The sequence below is a fragment of the Aeribacillus composti genome, assembly GCF_031760945.1.
Classification (GTDB): domain Bacteria; phylum Bacillota; class Bacilli; order Bacillales; family Aeribacillaceae; genus Aeribacillus; species Aeribacillus composti.
Genome location: NZ_CP134501.1, coordinates 1,787,336 through 1,805,415, shown reverse-complemented (window position 1 = coordinate 1,805,415; position 18,080 = coordinate 1,787,336). Strand labels below are relative to the sequence as shown.

Here is an 18,080-nt window from a genome sequence, read left to right as displayed (position 1 = left end):
CTATTAAAGGGTGCTGAATAAAGTTTAATGTTCACAATGGTTATCATTACTATTACATTTTAAGCTTCTCAAAATGGATTTTTAGGCAGTACTCATTATAGTGAAAGTCGCACAGTTGCTTAGAGCGGGTGGAGATGCGGTATTTGATGCGGCAAGACATTTTAACATAATAGACGCAGCTACTGCCAGAACGTTTAAAAATAATAGTAAAAAATCGGAAATTGGTTAACGCAATTTGAAAATGCTGGTTCAGATGCAGCCGCTATGGTTAGAACAAGACTTCCAGTTTACTTAAAAAAGAATACTAGAATGAGTAAAACTACCGCTGAGAACATTGCAATAGCTGTAAGCTGGGCTATTCGTATGGCAGATGTCTTATTCTTTTAGGGGTGATACTTGTGGGGATTTTAGCTGTAAGTGAATGGATGAAAAAAATGGTTTATATGAAGATGATATACATTTTATCGAAACAATTTTGACTTTTGCTTCAACATTATAAAACCCAGTGGCTGAGAGTGAAGAATCAATAACAAAGTCAATAATAAAATAAATAGCCTCTTCCCTGAAAGAAAGGTGAAAATTAATAGAAAGGGCACTTATCAAGATTTTAAAAATATATTAAATGAAAATAAAATATTCATAAACCTAAGTGAATTATTGAGTAGATACCATTCTCAAGGAATTTGCAAGGATTTATGTGAAAAATTACTTAAAGAATACAATGATAATAAAAATGTGTAATTTTAGTTATTTCGGTTGTAGTCATATAATAACTATTCGAGTGCTCTTCGTAAAAAAACTTATGCTTTAATGTTTGTCCATTATAATTTATATTGTCTAATTAAGGAAAAAGCCTAATTTCTCATCATTTAAAATGAGAGAATTAGGCTTTTTATTTCGGAATTTACTTAGTGTTCTAAATCTGCATTTTCCTACAGCAACCCTAAGTAGAAGAAAGGAATAATTGGGATCAGCAAAAAACTTATTTCTTTGAAACGTAGCATATCTTAATTGAAATAAAAAGGTCGCTCAAAATTATCAGATGCACATAACAACCCAAATATTAGGAAAAGATAAAAGCATCATCAGTTCTAATAGGAGGAACTTTTTTATGAAAGAAGCCGTTAGTAAAAATGAACTTCCTCAGCTTTCAAAACCGTTTTGGCCAGATTCTGTTCAGCTGCCCTCCTTCAACAAGCTTGACAAAGATATTTTTGTTGATGTAGCGATTGTTGGCGGCGGGATCGCAGGCATCACAAGCGCCTATCTGCTTGCGAAAGAAGGAATCAAAACCGCGCTGATCGAATCGGATCGTATTTTAAATGGTACGACCGGACATACAACCGCAAAAGTCACCGCACAACACGGGCTGATTTATGATGAATTTATACAGCACTTTGGGGAAAGCAATGCAAAGCTATATTATGAAGCAGCCAGCGATGCGATGGAGTTTATCAAACAAACGATACAGGAGCACAACATCGAATGCGATTGGAAAGAAGAGGATGCATATGTTTATACGAATTCAGAGCAATACATAAAAAAAATCGAAAACGAATATAAAGCATATGAAAAGCTTGGAATTCAAGGAGAGCTTGTGGAAAATATCCCTGTTCCCGTACAGGCAAAAACAGCAGTTGTGATGAAAAATCAAGCCCAATTTCATCCGTTAAAATATTTGCAAAAGCTTGTGGAAAACGCGTCGGAAAAAGGGATAGACATCTATGAGAATACAACAGCTGTCGATATAAAACATGGCCCACACCCGAAAATTTTGACAAAAGACGGTTATCACATTTTGTGCAACTTTGTATTCATTTGTTCGCATTTTCCTTTCTATGATGCCGCCTTTTATTTTTCAAGAATGTATGCGGAAAGATCGTATATTATTGCTGTCAAAACAAAAACCGAGTATCCCGGCGGCATGTACATCAGCGCCGAAAATCCGGTTCGGTCGCTTCGGTCCGTCACGATCAACGGAGAAAAGCTTGTGCTGATCGCAGGTGAAAATCATAAAACTGGACAAGGAATCCCGATGATTCAGCATTACGAATCCCTTCAAGCTTTTGGTGATCAAGCATTCGGCATACAAAAAATTCCTTACCGATGGTCTACTCAAGACTTAACAACGTTGGATAAAATTCCTTATATTGGACATATAAACGAACAGAAAGCAAATATCCTGTTTGCGACAGGGTTTCGAAAATGGGGAATGACAAACGGCACAGCCGCAGCACGACTGCTTGTCGATATAATTAAAGGGAAGGAAAACCGATATCGCGAGCTTTTTACTCCAGCAAGATTTCAAGCAGATCCAAGCGTGAAGCAGTTTATTTCAACGAATACGGATGTTGCAAAGCATTTGATTGAAGGAAAGCTTGAGTTTGCTCTAAGAAAGCCGGAAGATTTAGCCCCTGATGAAGGAGCAGTCGTTTCCTATAACGGAAAAAGAGCCGGTGCCTACAAAGATGAAAATGGCAGCCTCCACATCGTAGATACTACCTGCACCCATTTAGGCTGTGAATTAGAATGGAACAGCGGCGAGAAAACATGGGATTGTCCATGCCATGGTTCGAGATTTTCAATAGACGGCGATGTTGTAGAAGGTCCGGCACTCAAATCAATTAAGAAATTAAAGGGGTGACTGCATCGCTTCCAAGTCCAAAAAATGAAAAATAAAAGGGAGAAAGACTTGTTGAGCAAAAACAATCCTTTCTCCCCTTTTTTATTGAAACGTCTGTTCTTCAATCAAAATGAACAAGTCTGCATTCTGCCTTAAGGAAAACTACGACAGGATTTGCTCAATTTCCTCGAGCACATCTTCCGTTAATTCCACATCAATTGCTTTGACGTTTTCTTCGACTTGCTCCGGCTTGGTGGATCCGATCAGAGCGCTGGCAACATTCGGCTGCCGCAATACCCAAGCAATCGCCAATTGGGAAAGTTTAATTCCTAATTTATCCGCCACTTTTCCTAATTTTTCTACCTTCAATAAATTTTCATCTGTCAGCAAATCATTGATATATTTATTTGCTTTTGGATCACTCGCACGGCTTCCTTCCGGGATGTCTCCATTGCGCTTATATTTCCCCGTCAGAACACCTTGTGCAAGCGGCGAAAAAACAATTTGGCTAATACCGTTATGTTCGCAGACTGGAATAATCTCCTTCTCAATATAACGGTTCAGCATATTATATTGCGGCTGGTTGACAACGATGCGGTCCAGCAAATATCGATCTGCTGTGCCAAGAGCTTCTTGTATTTGCTGAGCAGTCCATTCACTGACGCCGACATATAACACTTTTCCTTGCCGGACAAGATCATCAATTGTGCGCAGCGTTTCATCGATCGGTGTTTCCGGATCATAGCGGTGGCAGTAATAAATGTCAACGTAATCTAATTGAAGGCGTTTTAAACTGGCATGGAGCTGTTCAAACACATGCTTCCGCGATAAGCCTTTGTCATTGGGGCCATCTCCCATCGGCCAAAATACTTTCGTTGCCAAAACATATGATTCACGCGGATATTTCCGCAATGCTTCACCGACAACCTTTTCCGCTTCCCCAGTTGCATAAACGTTCGCTGTATCAAATGAATTGATGCCTAGCTCATACGCTTTGTCAATCGTCCGAATGGCCGTTTCTTTTTCGATGGAGTTTCCGTATGTAAGCCAGCTTCCCAAGCTGATTTCACTAACCTTTAGCCCCGTTCTTCCCAATTTGCGATATTTCATTTATTCATCCCCTTTTTTCAAAAAATAGCAAAAAATTCATTCAAGACTCATTATAATACTAAACATTTCGAATCTGAAAGCAATTTGTTTGAAGGGGACAAAAATCTATCATTTTTCCGCATGTGAAAAAGTTCTCTAGTTTTCATAAAACTTGCGCTGCTGATCAGTCAGCGTCATGGTAGCGAACCACTTCTTCATAAAAAATTTTTTGCGAGTTAATGACTGGCTCGTTTTCCGACCGTTCAACATAATGATAATCGCCGTTTGCATCCTGAAAACGCGCTTTGACGTTGTCCTTTAGTTGTATGTCCAAGATGTTTTTCAAACGCTCTTTTAAACGGACATCATAAATCGGAAAAAGAATTTCAACACGTTTAATCATGTTTCTTGTCATCCAGTCAGCAGAGGATAAGAAAATTTTCTCCTCCCCAAAATGGTGAAAGTAAAAAATACGGCTATGCTCCAAAAAGCGGCCGACGATGCTTCGCACTTGAATGTTTTCGCTCACGCCTTTTATTTGCGGTCGCAAACAGCAAATTCCCCTTACGATCAAGTCAATTTTGACTCCAGCCTGCGAAGCTTCATAAAGCTTCATGATGATCGTTTTATCTGTTAAAGAATTCATTTTGGCAATAATCCGGCCTTTGCCGCTTTTCTGGTGCCATTCGATTTCTTGATTGATGAGTTTGATAAAGGTCTCCCGCATATCATATGGCGATACAGAAAAATGATTCCAATCTGGTTTTTCCGCATAACCGCTTAAATAATTAAAAAAATTGGTTGCATCGATCCCAAATGTTTCTTTGCTTGTAAAAAAGCCGATATCCGTATACAGTTTCGCCGTGACGTCATTGTAATTTCCCGTGCTCAAATGAACGAAGCGTTGAATTTTACCCGTTCCTTCTTCCTGCCGGACGACAAGGGTAATTTTGCTGTGCGTTTTTAAATGGTGAAAGCCGTAAATAACGTGAACTCCGTGCTGTTCAAGCATTTTTGCCCAATGGATGTTGTTCTCTTCATCAAATCTTGCCTTTAATTCGACTAAAACCGTCACCTGCTTCCCGTTTTCCGCCGCTTTTGCCAATGCTTGAACGATCGGCGAATTTCCGCTTACTCGATACAGCGTCTGCTTGATTGCCAACACTTGAGGGTCATCCGCTGCACTTTCAATAAATTCAACAACAGGCTGAAATGATTCGTACGGATGGTGTAATAATAAGTCCCGTTTTAATATAGCTTCGAACAAATTTCCGTTCGGCAAGTCGAGCGGAGGTGGTGGAATGAACGAATCATGAACAAGGTGCTCAAAATCGGTCAGCAAATGGGTATAAAATGGAAATAAAAACGTTAAATCGATCGGGCCGTCCACTTCATAAACATCCATTTTTTGAATTTCCAGCACATCCATTAAATAATTTAAAACACGTTCATCTATCGTTCCTTTTTGAATTTCAAGCCTGACCGCCGCACCCCACTTCCGCTTTTTCAGCTCCTTCTCAATCACTTCCAGCAAATCCCGCGCCCCTTCTTCATCAATGGTCAGATCTGCATTCCTCGTAATGCGAAACGGTGAGACCGAAATGATGTTGTAACCGAGAAACAGTTTGTAAATAAAACTGCTGATCAAATCCTCAAGAAATACAAACTGCCTCTTTCCATCTTGATTCGGCACTTCAATGAATCGAGGCAAAACAGCAGGAACTTGAACGATCGCAAAAAAAGGGTTTTTCCGCTCTTTTTTCTTATATTGAAGCAATACGGCCAAGTTCAACGATTTATTTAAAAGCATTGGAAACGGTCTGTACGCATCGATCGCAAGAGGCGTCAAAACCGGGAAAATTTGCTCATCAAACTTTTGTTCCAAAAAGCGGAATTGTTCGCCAGTTAATTCATTAAGCTTGAGAAATTCAATCCCTTCCTCTTTTAATTCCCCCTGTACATATTCATTAAATATTGCATATTGGCGTTTGACCAATGTGTGGCATTTCGCCGAAATGGCGTTAAGCTGCTGCTTTGGCGTCATGCCGGCTTTATTTTCCGGTAAATTAAAACCAGCTTTTTCTTGATCTTTTAAACCAGCAACCCTCACCATGAAGAACTCATCTAAGTTCGAGCTGAATATAGCTAAAAACTTCATCCGCTCAAGCAAAGGATTTTCAAAGTCAATGGCCTCTTGCATGACACGCTCATTAAATGCAAGCCAGCTTAATTCCCGGTTATTATAAAATTCTGGACGGCTTATATCTGGAATCAATTGTTCTTTCTTATCTTGCATAATTTCGCCCACCTTTTACCTTTCGTATGTCCATTAGACGAGTGTAAATGATAATTCGACTTGGCAGTTAAAAGCGCGTTCCATATGCTTTTTTTGCTTATTTGCTTCCTGCTCTTCAAAAGTATAATCACTGTTGCAGGCTAAAGATATTTCCATCTTTTCCCCCTCCTTTTTGTTCACCTCCAGCTCGGAAATGATTGAACGGTGTGTCGTGTTGAGGGAATAAAGGAATTTCAAAATCGCGCCTAATCGCTCCAGCGATAAAATTTCTTCTTCCGTTAATAATGATTTGTAAGGAGAGATATATTTCATCAAAGTTTTTTTGGACTTAAAGGAAGCGACGCATGCGAGTTTCAACCGCATTTTATGACTGATTCCGTCAAGCGATCGATTTGTCAAAATATAAAACGTATGCTGACTGCTTGAATGATGATCGATAAATTCCCCGAATTGAACCAGCTTTGTGCTTTTAAACAAAATTTCTTTTTCCTCTTGAGTAAAAGATATAATTTTCTTTGCCTCACATTCACTGACAAATACGTAAGCAAGACGAAGGAGAAATGATGTATTCTTCAAGTTGATTTTATAATCACTTGCCAGCTTGGAAAATGTTTCGTCCGCTACTTGAGAAAAAGACCGGACGTTTAAGTTGGAAAACACCTCCTCAAAAAAGACCCCTTCCCTTAAGCCTTTGCTGCTCATTGTAAAAAATGGAGCTGATACGATTTCCGTCAGCGTATAAATTGCTTCAATTGCAGGAATGATGATATCCGCGCGTTCCTTCGACAGTCCATCTAATTTTTGACGCTCCGAGACAGTCATTCCGATCAGCCATTGATTTATTTTTTTAATTTCATTCGGTTCCATTTCATATTGATGAATACCAAATAACGGGTAATTGGTTTTATTTTGATGAAGCCGTATTAGATTTCTGGCGCTGCCGCCTATCCCGATTACCGGAACATTTTTGTTTTTAAGCCATTTTTGCGAAGAAAATTCATTTCGCAAAAACGCTGTCAGCTCTTTCATTTCCGATTCTTTCGGTTCGCTGTTGGCAATAAACCTTTTCTTTAATGTGAGGGCCCCAAACGGAAAACTGTATGAATGGACGAGCTCCCGATTTTTAAAATACGCAACTTCCGTGCTTGCTCCGCCTATATCAATGGTTATGCCTTCAGTTAAATATACGGAATGTATAACAGCTAAGTAGCCGTAATAGGCTTCTTCTTGGCCGGAAAGGACGCGAAAATCGAAATTCGTCTCTCTTTTTATAGCCTCTAAGACCATTTTCCGGTTTTTGGCAGATCTAATAGCTGCCGTTGCAACCCCTTTCGTTTCTGCCACTTGATGAAATTGAACGATTGGAACAAATTTTTTTAAAGAATCGATGACAACCTCGATCCCCTCGTTGGACAAATTTCCTTCGGCGTCAATATACGTAGCTAAACGGGCATTGATCTTAAAATTGTAAAGCTCTTTATATTGTCCATTTTGATCAATATGAAAAATAACGAGGCGAATGGAGTTCGATCCTAAATCTATTATGCCGATTTTTTTCTCTGTCATTTTTCCCATCCTTTTATGAAATCCAATGAGGAAAGTATGTTATTTTTTACTTATATCGTACTATTTTTCCAGTCTATTTAAAAGATTTGAATAGATATAAATAAGCAGTCAACATCCAAAAGACATTAAAACCGCAAAGCCTCCGATTGCTGGAAGCTGACTTCCATTTTTAAAGTCAGTTCTTCAAATGAATTTTGTGAAAGCTGTCGTTTTACAAAAACGAAAATTCCGAAGATTCATTTTCTTTTTTTAAAAAATGTGCTATATTTGTTCCAGAAGTAAAAAAATGGTTTCCTAACCATTTAAGCTTCGACAAGGAGAGGCGGTCAATTATAGCAAGATCGCTTTGAGATTTGGGAGAAATGAATAGGCTTTAAGAAATGAACAATGTTATTGTCTCAGCAATTGCCCAATAACAAAATTTGTGAAAGCGATCGATCATCCCGTTATTCATTTTTCCCTGTTTGCATCAAAAGTAAAGCGTTTTCGAAAACTTTTGAAGGAGGTATATTTGATGGAGTTTAGACCAGGATTAGAAAACGTAGTGGCAGCTGAGACAACGATTTCGTTTCTCGATGTAGAAAATGAAGAAATTGTCATTCGAGGATACGATTTAATTGAACTTGCCGAAACAAAATCATATGTCGAGGTTGCGTTTTTGCTGCTTGAAGGCAAGCTTCCGTCTGAACAAGAAAGAGCTAGATTTGAAAACGAGCTTCTAGCGAAAAGAGAGCTTCCAGACGTGCTTTACGACGTATTTTCCAAACTGCCGAAGACAACTCATCCAATGGACGCCCTGAGAACAGGCATTTCCATTTTAGCAGGATTTGACCCGCTCATTGATGACAGATCTGAACAGGCCAATAAAACGAAATCTATCAATCTTCTAGGACAGATGCCATCCATTCTTGCCAGCAGTTATCATCTACTCAATCAACAAGAAGTCATTCCACCAGATGAAAATCTCTCCTACAGTGCAAATTTTTTATATATGATTACAGGAAAAAAACCAACTGAACTTGAAACGAAAATATTCGACCGCTCGCTCATCGCTTATATCGAACATGAAATGCCAAACTCTACATTTGCCGCTCGCGTCATATCGTCTACACATGCAGATTTGTATGGCGCTCTCGCCGGTGCGGTTTCCTCTTTGAAAGGACACCTGCATGGCGGAGCCAATGAAGCGGTGATGTATTTAATTGAAGAAGCAGGTACAAAGGAAAATTTTGAGCGATTGATTAAACAAAAATTAGCAAATAAAGAGCGGATCATGGGATTTGGCCATCGCGTCTATATGAAAAAAATGGATCCAAGAGCATTGCTTATGAAAAAAGCATTGCAGCAGCTGTCCGAACAACGGGGCGATTTTCGATTGCTTGAAATATGCGAAGCCGGGGAAACCATTATGAGAGAGGAAAAAGGATTGTATCCGAACCTCGATTATTATGCGGCTCCTGTCTATTACATGCTTGGCATTCCGATTGATTTATATACTCCTATTTTCTTCAGTGCTCGAACAGCAGGCCTGTGCGCCCATGTGATCGAACAGCATAATAACAACCGTTTGTTCCGTCCGCGCGTGAAATATACAGGAAAACGTTCTTTGAAAGTACAACAGTAATGGATAGCTTAGGAGGTTGTAAAAATGGCAGAAGTACTAGTAAAAAATAATGAAAATCGACAAACAGACAAACTGCTTGAAGAAATTGCCGATTATGTTCTAAATAAAGAAATTCAAAGTAAAGAAGCGTTTGAAACCGCCCGCTATGTGTTGTTAGACACGCTGGGCTGCGGCATACTTGCTCTTCGCTACCCTGAATGCACAAAGCTTTTAGGTCCGATCGTTCCGGGGACGGTTGTTCCAAACGGGTGCCGCGTCCCTGGCACTTCATATGTATTAGACCCCGTGCACGGTGCATTTAACATCGGCTGCATGATTCGCTGGCTCGATTATAATGACACTTGGCTTGCAGCGGAATGGGGTCACCCTTCTGATAACTTGGGGGGAATTTTAGCTGCGGCCGACTACATAAGCCGAACGAATGTGGCAGAAGGGAAAAAGCCGCTCAATATGAGGACAGTTCTTGAAGCGATCATAAAAGCACACGAAATTCAAGGGGTGCTGGCACTTGAAAACAGCCTGAACAGAGTCGGGCTTGACCACGTGCTGTTCGTAAAGGTTGCTTCAACTGCTGTCGTTACGAAGCTTCTTGGCGGCGGAAAAGATGAAATCATCAACGCCCTTTCCAATGCCTGGATTGACAATTCAAGTCTTCGGACATATCGACATGCTCCAAATACTGGTTCTCGCAAGTCGTGGGCGGCTGGCGATGCAACAAGCCGCGCTGTACGTCTTGCATTTATGGCCATAAAAGGTGAAATGGGATATCCTTCTGCCCTATCGGCTCCGAACTGGGGATTTGAAGACGTGCTGTTCCGAGGACAGAAACTGAAGCTCGCCCGTCCTTTGGAATCATATGTAATCGAGAATATTTTATTTAAAATATCATATCCAGCAGAGTTTCATGGGCAAACAGCTGCTGAATGCGCCATTGAGCTTCATCCTGAAGTAAAAGATCGCCTTGATGAGATCGAAGAAATCACGATCACGACGCATGAATCAGCCATTCGCATCATCGACAAAACGGGACCTCTTCTCAACCCGGCTGATCGTGATCATTGCCTTCAATATATTACTGCCATCGGTCTTATTTATGGCGATTTAACAGCGGATCATTACGAAGATGAAATCGCACAAGACCCGAGAATCGATGCGCTTCGTGAAAAAATGACAGTTGTGGAAAATAAACAGTTCAGCAAAGATTATCTCGATCCGGACAAACGGTCAATTGCCAACGCAGTTCAAATACGGTTTAAAGACGGAACGGAAACGCGCCAAGTTGTGCGGGAATATCCAATCGGCCACAGATTCCGCCGTCAAGAAGGTCTGCCTAAGCTGATCCAAAAATATGAAAACAATTTGGCAACACGGTTCCCAAACAAGCAGCTCAAGCAAATCTTAGACGTTTCGCTTGACCAGAACGTGCTGGAAGAGACGTTTGTACATGAGTTTGTAAACTTATTTGTTATATAAATCCGGGGCAGATCACACGTTGTTTTGCATCAGATGCATGTTACTTTGGCGCAATTTCATTGTTTGGCAAGAAAAAACATGTTATAAACCTTGTAAGAACATTTGAGATAACTATATCGAGCTGGTGTGGCAATCGGCCACACCGAAAAATGTTCTGTAAAGCGAAAATTTTTTGGGCAGTCAAAAAGAACGAAAGAATCGATTTTGTACCAAATGACGGAAGTTAACAGACAAAAGATCAGGGTACAAAACAGACCGTAAGCGAAGCGTGGATACAGGGCGGCACCCTCGAGTAGACTTGACGAGGGCAGCGCTCGTTTAATGAAAAACGCGGCTTGCCTCTAGAAACGTAATTAATGGTTCTGTAAAGCTAAGATGAAATGACAGAAAAGAAGGTGATTCCATGGTTTGGATCGTTGAAAAAGAATCGACACAAGAGGAGTTGGCCGATCGGTTTCGAACGTTAATGAACGCACCGGAAATCCTTCAAATTCCTGGAGCCCATGATGGAATGGCTGCACTTATAGCGAGAAAAGCAGGATTTCAAGCGCTTTATTTGTCAGGCGCCGCCTATACCGCGAGCCAAGGGCTTCCTGACTTGGGCATCGTCTCGTCAGAAGAGGTTGCCCGCCGGGCGCGGGAAATCGTGCGGGCGGCTGATCTGCCGCTTCTCGTTGACATTGATACCGGTTTCGGCGGTGTTTTGAATGCCGCCCGAACAGCTAAAGAAATGGCAGAAGCACGAGTAGCTGCTGTCCAAATCGAAGATCAAGATCTTCCGAAAAAATGCGGACATTTAAACGGCAAAAAGCTTGTGTCTGTAGAGGAGATGATGCAAAAAATTAAAGCTATTAAACAGGCAGCGCCGACTCTTGTCGTTGTTGCCAGAACGGATGCCTATGCAGTTGAAGGAATTGAAAGCGCCATTGAACGCGCCAAAAGATATGTTGAAGCGGGAGCAGACGCTATTTTTCCTGAGGCTCTTTCAACAAAAGAAGACTTTTTAAAGGTGAGCCGGGCAATTTCAGCTCCTCTTCTCGCAAACATGACAGAGTTTGGAAAAACTCCTTACTATACAGCAGAAGAATTTTCGGAACTCGGCTATTCAATGGTGATTTATCCTGTTTCATCTCTTCGCGCCGCCGCTAAAGCGTATGAACGCCTATTCCAAACCATTAAATCGTCTGGAACTCAAAAAAGCGAGCTCGAGAATATGCAAACTCGCAAGGAACTTTATGAAGTGATTCATTACGATGATTTCGAAGCGCTCGACCAAACGATTGCAAAAACAGTATTGCCTGAAGATTAACCATCCACGGGGTTTGCCCCGTGGATGAAAAAGTATTTACCGGAAAAAATAGTAGCTGCTCACATTTCTGATTCATAAAACTTTTTAATCCCACAATCCTTTTTTCGTGTCCTTCCATTCCCATTGCTCCAAAATCGTTGTTGTTCTTGAACCCCATCCTTCCAATGCTTCATTAGCAAACTCTCTCTGTATATAAAAGTACTGTCTGTTATGCTCGCTTAAATAAATCTCGCCCGTTCTCGTCTGCTCTACATTTTCATAATGAAAGGAACGGAGAGACCAATCAGGTATATTTCTTTTCTCTTCTTCTTCCGCTGATAAAACTTTATAAGAAACATTTCCCAGCAATTCATCTGTAATGTAATTTTCCGCCTCTCCTAAAGATGTCCCTTTTGGAAAAAACATGACATCAACTTCCCCATATTTTTCATTCACCGCTATCAGCTTTGCTCCGATCAAATTTTTTTCTTCAATATATTCTGCCTGCCAACGATCCGGAATATATGTGGTAAAAGGTAGTTGCTTTATGTTTACGAGGTGATACAGCTCCTTTTCTTCCATTCCTTCCAATGAAATTGTCATTTCGATCGATTCAGGTCGGTTGATATCTCCTTTTTCTTCTTCCTTTTCTGCATTTTGAGATTGTTGGGGAGACATTAGTATGCTTTGTTGATCTGAATGCTGGCCGCCTTCTTTCGTCTCATTTGTTTGAAAAGGAGGAAAAATCATTAGAAGGATGCATACAGCTGCTGCGGCCGCAAATGAGAATACAAGCTGAAGCTTGCTAGCGGCTTTTTTCCTTCTCTCTTTATTTCTAGCTAATTCAATTCCGGCTAAAGCTTTTTGAAAACTTTTTTCTTTAAATTCATCTGTCGGTTCTATATAAAAGTGATGAAAAAGCTGTTTTATTGACTCTTCACGCTTTTCGCTATTCGGCGGTACGAGTTGTTTTTTCATGATCATTCACCTCGCTTTTTAAATGGGCTGACAATTTCTTTTTAGCCCTTGTTTGCAGCGATTTAACCGCCATAACCGTTTTCGACATTACCTTGGCTGTTTCTTTTATAGACATTCCTTCAAAAAATCTTAAATAAAGGACCGTCTTTTCATCCGGGGACAATTTTTCCATACTGGCCATGATCTGTTCTCTGAGCGAATATTCCAGAATATTTTGTTCTACTAAATGTTTATCCTGTTTATGCCCTAAGTCCTCGGGGCTTAAATAGACTGTGTTATTTTCTTTTTTATACTTGCGATGGTAATCGATAACAACCCGCCTTCCAATTGTAAACAGCCAAGTTTTAAAGCTTGATCTTCCTTGAAAGTTCGCTAAATGAACCGCCATTTTATACATGACATCTTGAGCAATTTCTTCTGACCGATGATAATCCCCCGTCTGCATATATGCATAGCGGAGCACTTGGCCAATGTAGCGGTCATGAAGCTCACGGAAGGCTGAATCGTCCCCCTCTAAAGCCTTTTGAACCAAATCTTCATCTCGCATGCCGAGGTGCACCTCTCTTTCTCGTACAATCAATTAGACGAAATGCTGGAGAAAAAGTATCGAATCATCAGATTCTAGTTGCAGAAATAGATTGGAGGAATTCCCATTTTCTCACAAAAAGCAAGAACTCAAATTTTGGAGCTTTTTAGATGGCAAAGTTTTGTAAAATAAGCCAACGATCTGCCCTGCATCAGTGGATCGTTGGCTTATTATATGGGAAGTAGCTGAAATGTAAGACGCTTTCTCCACAGAAGCTCAACCTTTGAAAATAGTAATCTAAAAACAACGATCATTGAAATTTTAATGATCTCTCTTGCATTTCTAATTTATATACAAGCCGATTTTCCAACCCCTTCTTTTGGTAGATGTTCCTAAATGGATTGTAAGCGTTTCATCAATGAATCCCGAAAGCTTTCCGATAGTTCGTCCACACGAAGAATTTGTTCAATTCCTTCTTTATTTGTTTTATCATGAAACATGATTTGATTCGCAAAAGAAACCGTTATGTTTAGCGGATGTTTTTCAATGAGCTGCAAGCTTGATTGTGTCTCCACCCAGCCTTCTTTCAGCACCCGAAAATAAAAACCGGTATAACCAGTATTTTGAACACGAAGCGGCAAGTCATTCACCCTGTGCTTTTTGGCAATCTTATGGCATGGCTGCCGAGGCTGGCTAACTTGCACAACCGCTTCCCCTAATTGGAACGTATCCCCGATGCAAACTTCTGTTTCCAACAAGCCTTTTACTGTCAAATTTTCACCAAATGCCACCACATCCAGCTTTCTTTCAAGCTCATGCTCCCAATAGGCATAATGATCATACGGATAAACGCATACCGCTTTATCTCTACCGCCATGATGAACAAGATCTGCCTGACCATCGCCTGAAAAATTAAGAAATGACAAAAAAACCGGTCCATCAACAGGCTGCTTTTGAATTCCAGTGACGAATTCTTTGCCGTTATATATGAAATTTTTCGGTTTTCCTACATTTATAGAAATAATTTCATAAGTTTTTGCTTCCATTTTGATCAACTCCATTAATTCTTTAAGATCTTCCAACTTCGTTTGGGAGCAGCAATAGATTATCGTTAAGCGGCAAGTCTGCAGTTTGTATGATTTTCAAAAAATCATACAGGATAAAAAAATCTATTCCAGTGCTGTAACCTCCTAAAATGGTTAAAAAGCTGAATTGGGAACAACAAAACAAAAACTAGCATAGTTTATAGTGAGCTTTTTTATTGTCTACTAGATAGATTGATGCGCTCTTTTTGAAGAAACTTCCATTTTGTCTATTTTTTATTCATAATAAACTCGTTGATGAGACGCTTCACTTTTTCAGCAGATTGTTGAAATAACTCTTTTTCCTTTTGTTCGATTTCCCATTCAAGGATGCTTTGGATGCCTGTATGATTCACTGCTAGAGGTACACCTAAACTAATGCCAGAAACGTCGTATTCTCCGTTTAATACCGCAGAACCGATTGCTGTCGACGTTTTTGGTTGAAGCAGCTGATCAATCAGCCTTTCCATACCGACGGCAGACGTCCACCCGGTTGTTCGGTTTATGCCTAGGTCATTGAAGTTTCGAAACCAATTTGTCAGCTTTTCTTTAACTTGAATTTTCTGATCTTCTGATAAAAGCAGCGGCTTATAGTTTACTTTGACTTGGCTGAAAAGCGGAACTTGTGTTTCTCCGTGCTCACCTATAACAGGGCTTGATACTTTATCATTCTCGTGTAGCTTTAGAACTCGGCGAAGCGCCCATTCAAACCTGTAGGAGTCATTCATGGTGTATCCGATTAATTTTTTCTTATCAAATTGAAACGTATGAACTAAATAGTAATTCAGAACATCGACTGGATTGGAAGCGGTGATAATCAAAGCGTTTGGGGCATGTTTTGCGACGGCTTCTCCGATTTGACGAAACAATTGCAAGTTTCCTTCTAAAAACTCATCTCTAGAAGAAATATCGGTTCGGTTTGGGATGGCTGCCGTAATGATGACGATATTAGAGTGCTTTAAATCGTGAAAAGTCCCTTTATAAATCGTTTTGGACGGATAAGCATTTTCCAAATCCATTAAATGATTGAGCAGCAGCTTTTCATTTTGATCGATGAGACAAATTTCATCGATCGCTTTTTTCCCTGCTAATTTGAAAGCGATGGCGGCTCCAAGAGTTCCTGCTCCGCCAATGATCGTAATTTTGCACATTTTCTTTTCCCCCTTTGCAGCCGTTAAGATTCCTCTCCACGTCAAACAGGCAGCATGACCCGTTTTGACATTGAATACACAAATTTCCCCGTCTTGTCAATGGATCATCTCTGAAAAAGTGCACCGTTTTAAAACAAGCTCGTCTCTTTTTGACTAAAATTACAAAGTCAGGCACTACTGATTTTGAAGACCACGGACGATATTATGGTATTTTCCGCAAAAGTCGAATTAAATCTTGAATTTCTTCTTCTGTAAATGCGTTGAATTTGGAACGCATATATTGAATCAAGTCCTGTTGAACCGCTATGATGGTTTCTTCTCCTTTTTTTGTTAAAGAGATTTGGACAATTCGGCGGTCCTTCTTTGATCTATTCCGTTCGATGTAGCCTTTTTCGATTAGCTGATCAGTAATACCTGTGAGGAAACTGGGAGATATATCAGATTCTTGGGAAATGGTAGATAGTTTTTGAGGGCCGTTTTTCAGCAAAAACTTCATAATAAAAAATTCATTTCTTGACAAGCCATATTTTTTCCCCATTGTATAAAAATTTCGCAAATCACGAAAAATCCTTATAAATTCGTTCTCTAATTCCGTCATGGAGGAGGATGTCGGATTCATAATATTACTTTCCCTTCCTTTCACATATATAAAGGGTGTCCTCTGCCGGACATCCCCGTTTCATTCATTATATCTTTGTTTATAACTCTTGGGAAGATGCTTCGGTTTTAACTTTTGCTGCTTCGAACGAGCTTTCCTGGAGCGTTTTCTTTGGTGTTTTTAAGAAAAAGGAAAGAACTAGCGCGATGAATGCCAAAACGGTCGCAATGTAAAATGCATCGTTGATCCCTTCGATGGTTGATTGCTGCAATGCCTGCCCTAAAAGTGCCTGAGCACCAATAGTTTGACCAGCATGTGCAGAAAGTCCGGCTGATTGAGCCATACTGCTGCCAAGTGCTTGCAGCTGATTCATCAACATTGGATCAGTTTTTGAAACAAGATTCGTATAATCTGATAAATGATTTGTTGATTGCTGTGTCATAACCGTTACTAATAATGCGGTTCCAATAGATCCAGCCACTTGGCGTATCGTATTCGACATGGCTGTTCCGTGGGAAATCATCTTTAATGGCAGCTGATTCATACCGGCAGTCATGATCGGCATCATGATCAATGACATTCCGAAAGACCGCAGCATATATATTCCTAATAAGGTTGTGTAGGGCGTATCGGCCGTCAGCTGCGTGAATTCATATGTTCCATATGTTGTAATGGCCAAACCGACAATTGCTAATCCTCTTACACCATATCGATCGAAAATTTTTCCTGCTATCGGCCCCATTAATCCCATGATCATTGCTCCTGGAAGCAATAATAAACCCGATTCAATCGGTGTAAAACCGCGAATATTTTGTAAATAAATCGGGAGAAGCAGCATTCCTCCAAATAATGCCATAGTAACAATCGAGTTGATAATTAATGTGAACGTAAAGAGGTTGTACTTAAATACTCTTAGTTCAAGCAGAGGTTTTTCCACATTCAATTGTCTTACGGCAAAGAAAATTAAAAAAACAACTCCGACCATTAAGCTGATGATAACTTCCGCGCTTGACCATCCTTTGCTTCCAGCCTCGCTAAACCCGTATAAAATGCCGCCGAATCCAATACTTGAATAAACAATCCCTTGGATATCAAACGTCGGGCGAGTTAATTCTTTTTCTAAACGGAACCAAATAAAGGCGAAAAAGATATCAATTAAACCGATCAAAGCCATCGCGTAGAACAAAAAATGCCAATCATAATTTTGCACAACCCATCCTGAGAGTGTCGGACCAATTGCAGGAGCCAGAATCATGGCAATCCCCATCGTCCCCATGGCTGTTCCTCTTTTTTCAGGAGGAAAAACAGTCAAAAAAATGTTCATGCCAAGCGGCATTAAAATTCCTGCACCAATCGCCTGAATAATTCTGCCAATCATCACCAATGGAAATGTTGCTGATACGGCACAAACGAGCGATCCAATTGTAAACGAGATCATCGCTGTAATAAACAGCTTGCGAAAACCGAAATTTTCAACTAAAAATGCGCTGATCGGTATTAAAATTCCGTTTGCAAGCATAAAGCCTGTCATCAGCCATTGTGCTGTTGTCGCATTGACATTTAAATCCGTCATCATGACCGGAAGCGCTACATTTAAAATTGTTTGGTTCAAAATCGCAATGAACATTCCAAACATTAAAACGAACAGCACTTTTCCAACCGGCACTTCCTTATCAAGTGCTTCCTCTTTTTTTGTATGCCAGTTTTTCTTTCTGACAAGGAAAACATTCATGACGATCAGCACAATCAGAGTGAAAAACGTATAACTGATGATAAACGGCATGCT

15 protein-coding genes are annotated in these 18,080 nt (G+C 40.2%); 6 read left to right on the top strand and 9 right to left on the bottom strand.

What is annotated here, in order from left to right; translation table 11 throughout:
* The first annotated feature begins 100 nt into the window (after positions 1-100).
* The 3 genes from RI196_RS08770 (at position 101) to RI196_RS08765 (ending at position 2,644) form a co-directional block, all read left to right on the top strand.
* A complete protein-coding gene (locus RI196_RS08770; RefSeq protein ID WP_277986809.1) occupies positions 101-229 on the top strand; it encodes a hypothetical protein in 129 nt (42 codons plus the stop codon).
* A 35-nt stretch (positions 230-264) separates the two neighbouring features.
* Complete coding sequence (locus RI196_RS18790; protein ID WP_499678692.1) at positions 265-387, top strand: hypothetical protein; 123 nt, start codon at positions 265-267, stop codon at positions 385-387.
* Positions 388-1,111: 724 nt separating this feature from the next.
* Complete coding sequence (locus RI196_RS08765; RefSeq protein WP_311067262.1) at positions 1,112-2,644, top strand: FAD-dependent oxidoreductase; 1,533 nt, start codon at positions 1,112-1,114, stop codon at positions 2,642-2,644.
* A gap of 141 nt (positions 2,645-2,785) precedes the next feature.
* Here RI196_RS08765 and RI196_RS08760 read toward each other — a convergent pair whose 3' ends face one another.
* From RI196_RS08760 to ppx, 3 genes are all read right to left on the bottom strand, one after another.
* Entirely contained in the window at positions 2,786-3,733 is a 948-nt protein-coding gene (locus RI196_RS08760; protein ID WP_063389554.1) for an aldo/keto reductase family protein, read from the bottom strand.
* Between the two features lie 163 nt (positions 3,734-3,896).
* Positions 3,897-6,008, bottom strand: coding sequence for an RNA degradosome polyphosphate kinase (locus RI196_RS08755; protein WP_063389555.1), 2,112 nt, complete (start codon positions 6,006-6,008; stop codon positions 3,897-3,899).
* A gap of 33 nt (positions 6,009-6,041) precedes the next feature.
* On the bottom strand, positions 6,042-7,574 hold the full coding sequence (gene ppx / locus RI196_RS08750; protein WP_063389556.1) for an exopolyphosphatase: 1,533 nt from the start codon (positions 7,572-7,574) through the stop codon (positions 6,042-6,044).
* A 514-nt stretch (positions 7,575-8,088) separates the two neighbouring features.
* Between ppx and mmgD the strand changes: the two genes are divergently transcribed.
* The 3 genes from mmgD to prpB all read left to right on the top strand — a co-directional run bounded on the left by mmgD (position 8,089) and on the right by prpB (position 11,980).
* Positions 8,089-9,198 (top strand): citrate synthase, encoded by a 1,110-nt coding sequence (gene mmgD / locus RI196_RS08745; protein ID WP_063389557.1) that lies wholly within the window; start codon positions 8,089-8,091, stop codon positions 9,196-9,198.
* Positions 9,199-9,222: 24 nt separating this feature from the next.
* Positions 9,223-10,671, top strand: a complete 1,449-nt coding sequence (locus RI196_RS08740; protein WP_066246660.1) for a bifunctional 2-methylcitrate dehydratase/aconitate hydratase — start codon at positions 9,223-9,225, stop codon at positions 10,669-10,671.
* Between the two features lie 403 nt (positions 10,672-11,074).
* Entirely contained in the window at positions 11,075-11,980 is a 906-nt protein-coding gene (prpB, locus tag RI196_RS08735; protein ID WP_066246659.1) for a methylisocitrate lyase, read from the top strand.
* 84 nt (positions 11,981-12,064) lie between these two features.
* On the opposite strand, the gene RI196_RS08730 is transcribed toward prpB, so the two are convergent.
* The 6 genes from RI196_RS08730 to RI196_RS08705 all read right to left on the bottom strand — a co-directional run bounded on the left by RI196_RS08730 (position 12,065) and on the right by RI196_RS08705 (position 18,026).
* Positions 12,065-12,937: a hypothetical protein gene (locus RI196_RS08730; RefSeq protein WP_066246656.1), complete on the bottom strand. Its 873-nt coding sequence runs from the start codon at positions 12,935-12,937 to the stop codon at positions 12,065-12,067.
* Positions 12,909-13,484 carry an RNA polymerase sigma factor gene (locus RI196_RS08725; protein ID WP_063389561.1) on the bottom strand — a complete coding sequence of 192 codons (576 nt, stop codon included), beginning with the start codon at positions 13,482-13,484 and terminating at the stop codon, positions 12,909-12,911. The genes RI196_RS08730 and RI196_RS08725 overlap by 29 nt, the downstream gene beginning before the upstream one ends.
* A gap of 371 nt (positions 13,485-13,855) precedes the next feature.
* Complete coding sequence (locus RI196_RS08720) at positions 13,856-14,509, bottom strand: MOSC domain-containing protein (protein WP_063389562.1); 654 nt, start codon at positions 14,507-14,509, stop codon at positions 13,856-13,858.
* A 266-nt stretch (positions 14,510-14,775) separates the two neighbouring features.
* Positions 14,776-15,696, bottom strand: a complete 921-nt coding sequence (locus RI196_RS08715) for a malate dehydrogenase (protein ID WP_063389563.1) — start codon at positions 15,694-15,696, stop codon at positions 14,776-14,778.
* Between the two features lie 202 nt (positions 15,697-15,898).
* On the bottom strand, positions 15,899-16,315 hold the full coding sequence (locus tag RI196_RS08710; RefSeq protein ID WP_082829330.1) for a MarR family winged helix-turn-helix transcriptional regulator: 417 nt from the start codon (positions 16,313-16,315) through the stop codon (positions 15,899-15,901).
* Between the two features lie 79 nt (positions 16,316-16,394).
* Complete coding sequence (locus tag RI196_RS08705; RefSeq protein ID WP_375338809.1) at positions 16,395-18,026, bottom strand: DHA2 family efflux MFS transporter permease subunit; 1,632 nt, start codon at positions 18,024-18,026, stop codon at positions 16,395-16,397.
* Positions 18,027-18,080 lie beyond the last annotated feature (54 nt).

Bases quoted from the DNA above. Each gene is read 5' to 3' on its own strand.
- RI196_RS18790 (WP_499678692.1), top strand. From the start codon at position 265: ATGGTTAGAACAAGACTTCCAGTTTACTTAAAAAAGAATACTAGAATG.
- RI196_RS08765 (WP_311067262.1), top strand. From the start codon at position 1,112: ATGAAAGAAGCCGTTAGTAAAAATGAACTTCCTCAGCTTTCAAAACCG.
- RI196_RS08760 (WP_063389554.1), bottom strand. From the start codon at position 3,733: ATGAAATATCGCAAATTGGGAAGAACGGGGCTAAAGGTTAGTGAAATC.
- RI196_RS08755 (WP_063389555.1), bottom strand. From the start codon at position 6,008: ATGCAAGATAAGAAAGAACAATTGATTCCAGATATAAGCCGTCCAGAA.
- ppx (WP_063389556.1), bottom strand. From the start codon at position 7,574: ATGACAGAGAAAAAAATCGGCATAATAGATTTAGGATCGAACTCCATT.
- mmgD (WP_063389557.1), top strand. From the start codon at position 8,089: ATGGAGTTTAGACCAGGATTAGAAAACGTAGTGGCAGCTGAGACAACG.
- RI196_RS08740 (WP_066246660.1), top strand. From the start codon at position 9,223: ATGGCAGAAGTACTAGTAAAAAATAATGAAAATCGACAAACAGACAAA.
- prpB (WP_066246659.1), top strand. From the start codon at position 11,075: ATGGTTTGGATCGTTGAAAAAGAATCGACACAAGAGGAGTTGGCCGAT.
- RI196_RS08730 (WP_066246656.1), bottom strand. From the start codon at position 12,937: ATGAAAAAACAACTCGTACCGCCGAATAGCGAAAAGCGTGAAGAGTCA.
- RI196_RS08725 (WP_063389561.1), bottom strand. From the start codon at position 13,484: ATGCGAGATGAAGATTTGGTTCAAAAGGCTTTAGAGGGGGACGATTCA.
- RI196_RS08720 (WP_063389562.1), bottom strand. From the start codon at position 14,509: ATGGAAGCAAAAACTTATGAAATTATTTCTATAAATGTAGGAAAACCG.
- RI196_RS08715 (WP_063389563.1), bottom strand. From the start codon at position 15,696: ATGTGCAAAATTACGATCATTGGCGGAGCAGGAACTCTTGGAGCCGCC.
- RI196_RS08710 (WP_082829330.1), bottom strand. From the start codon at position 16,315: ATGAATCCGACATCCTCCTCCATGACGGAATTAGAGAACGAATTTATA.
- RI196_RS08705 (WP_375338809.1), bottom strand. From the start codon at position 18,026: ATGAATGTTTTCCTTGTCAGAAAGAAAAACTGGCATACAAAAAAAGAG.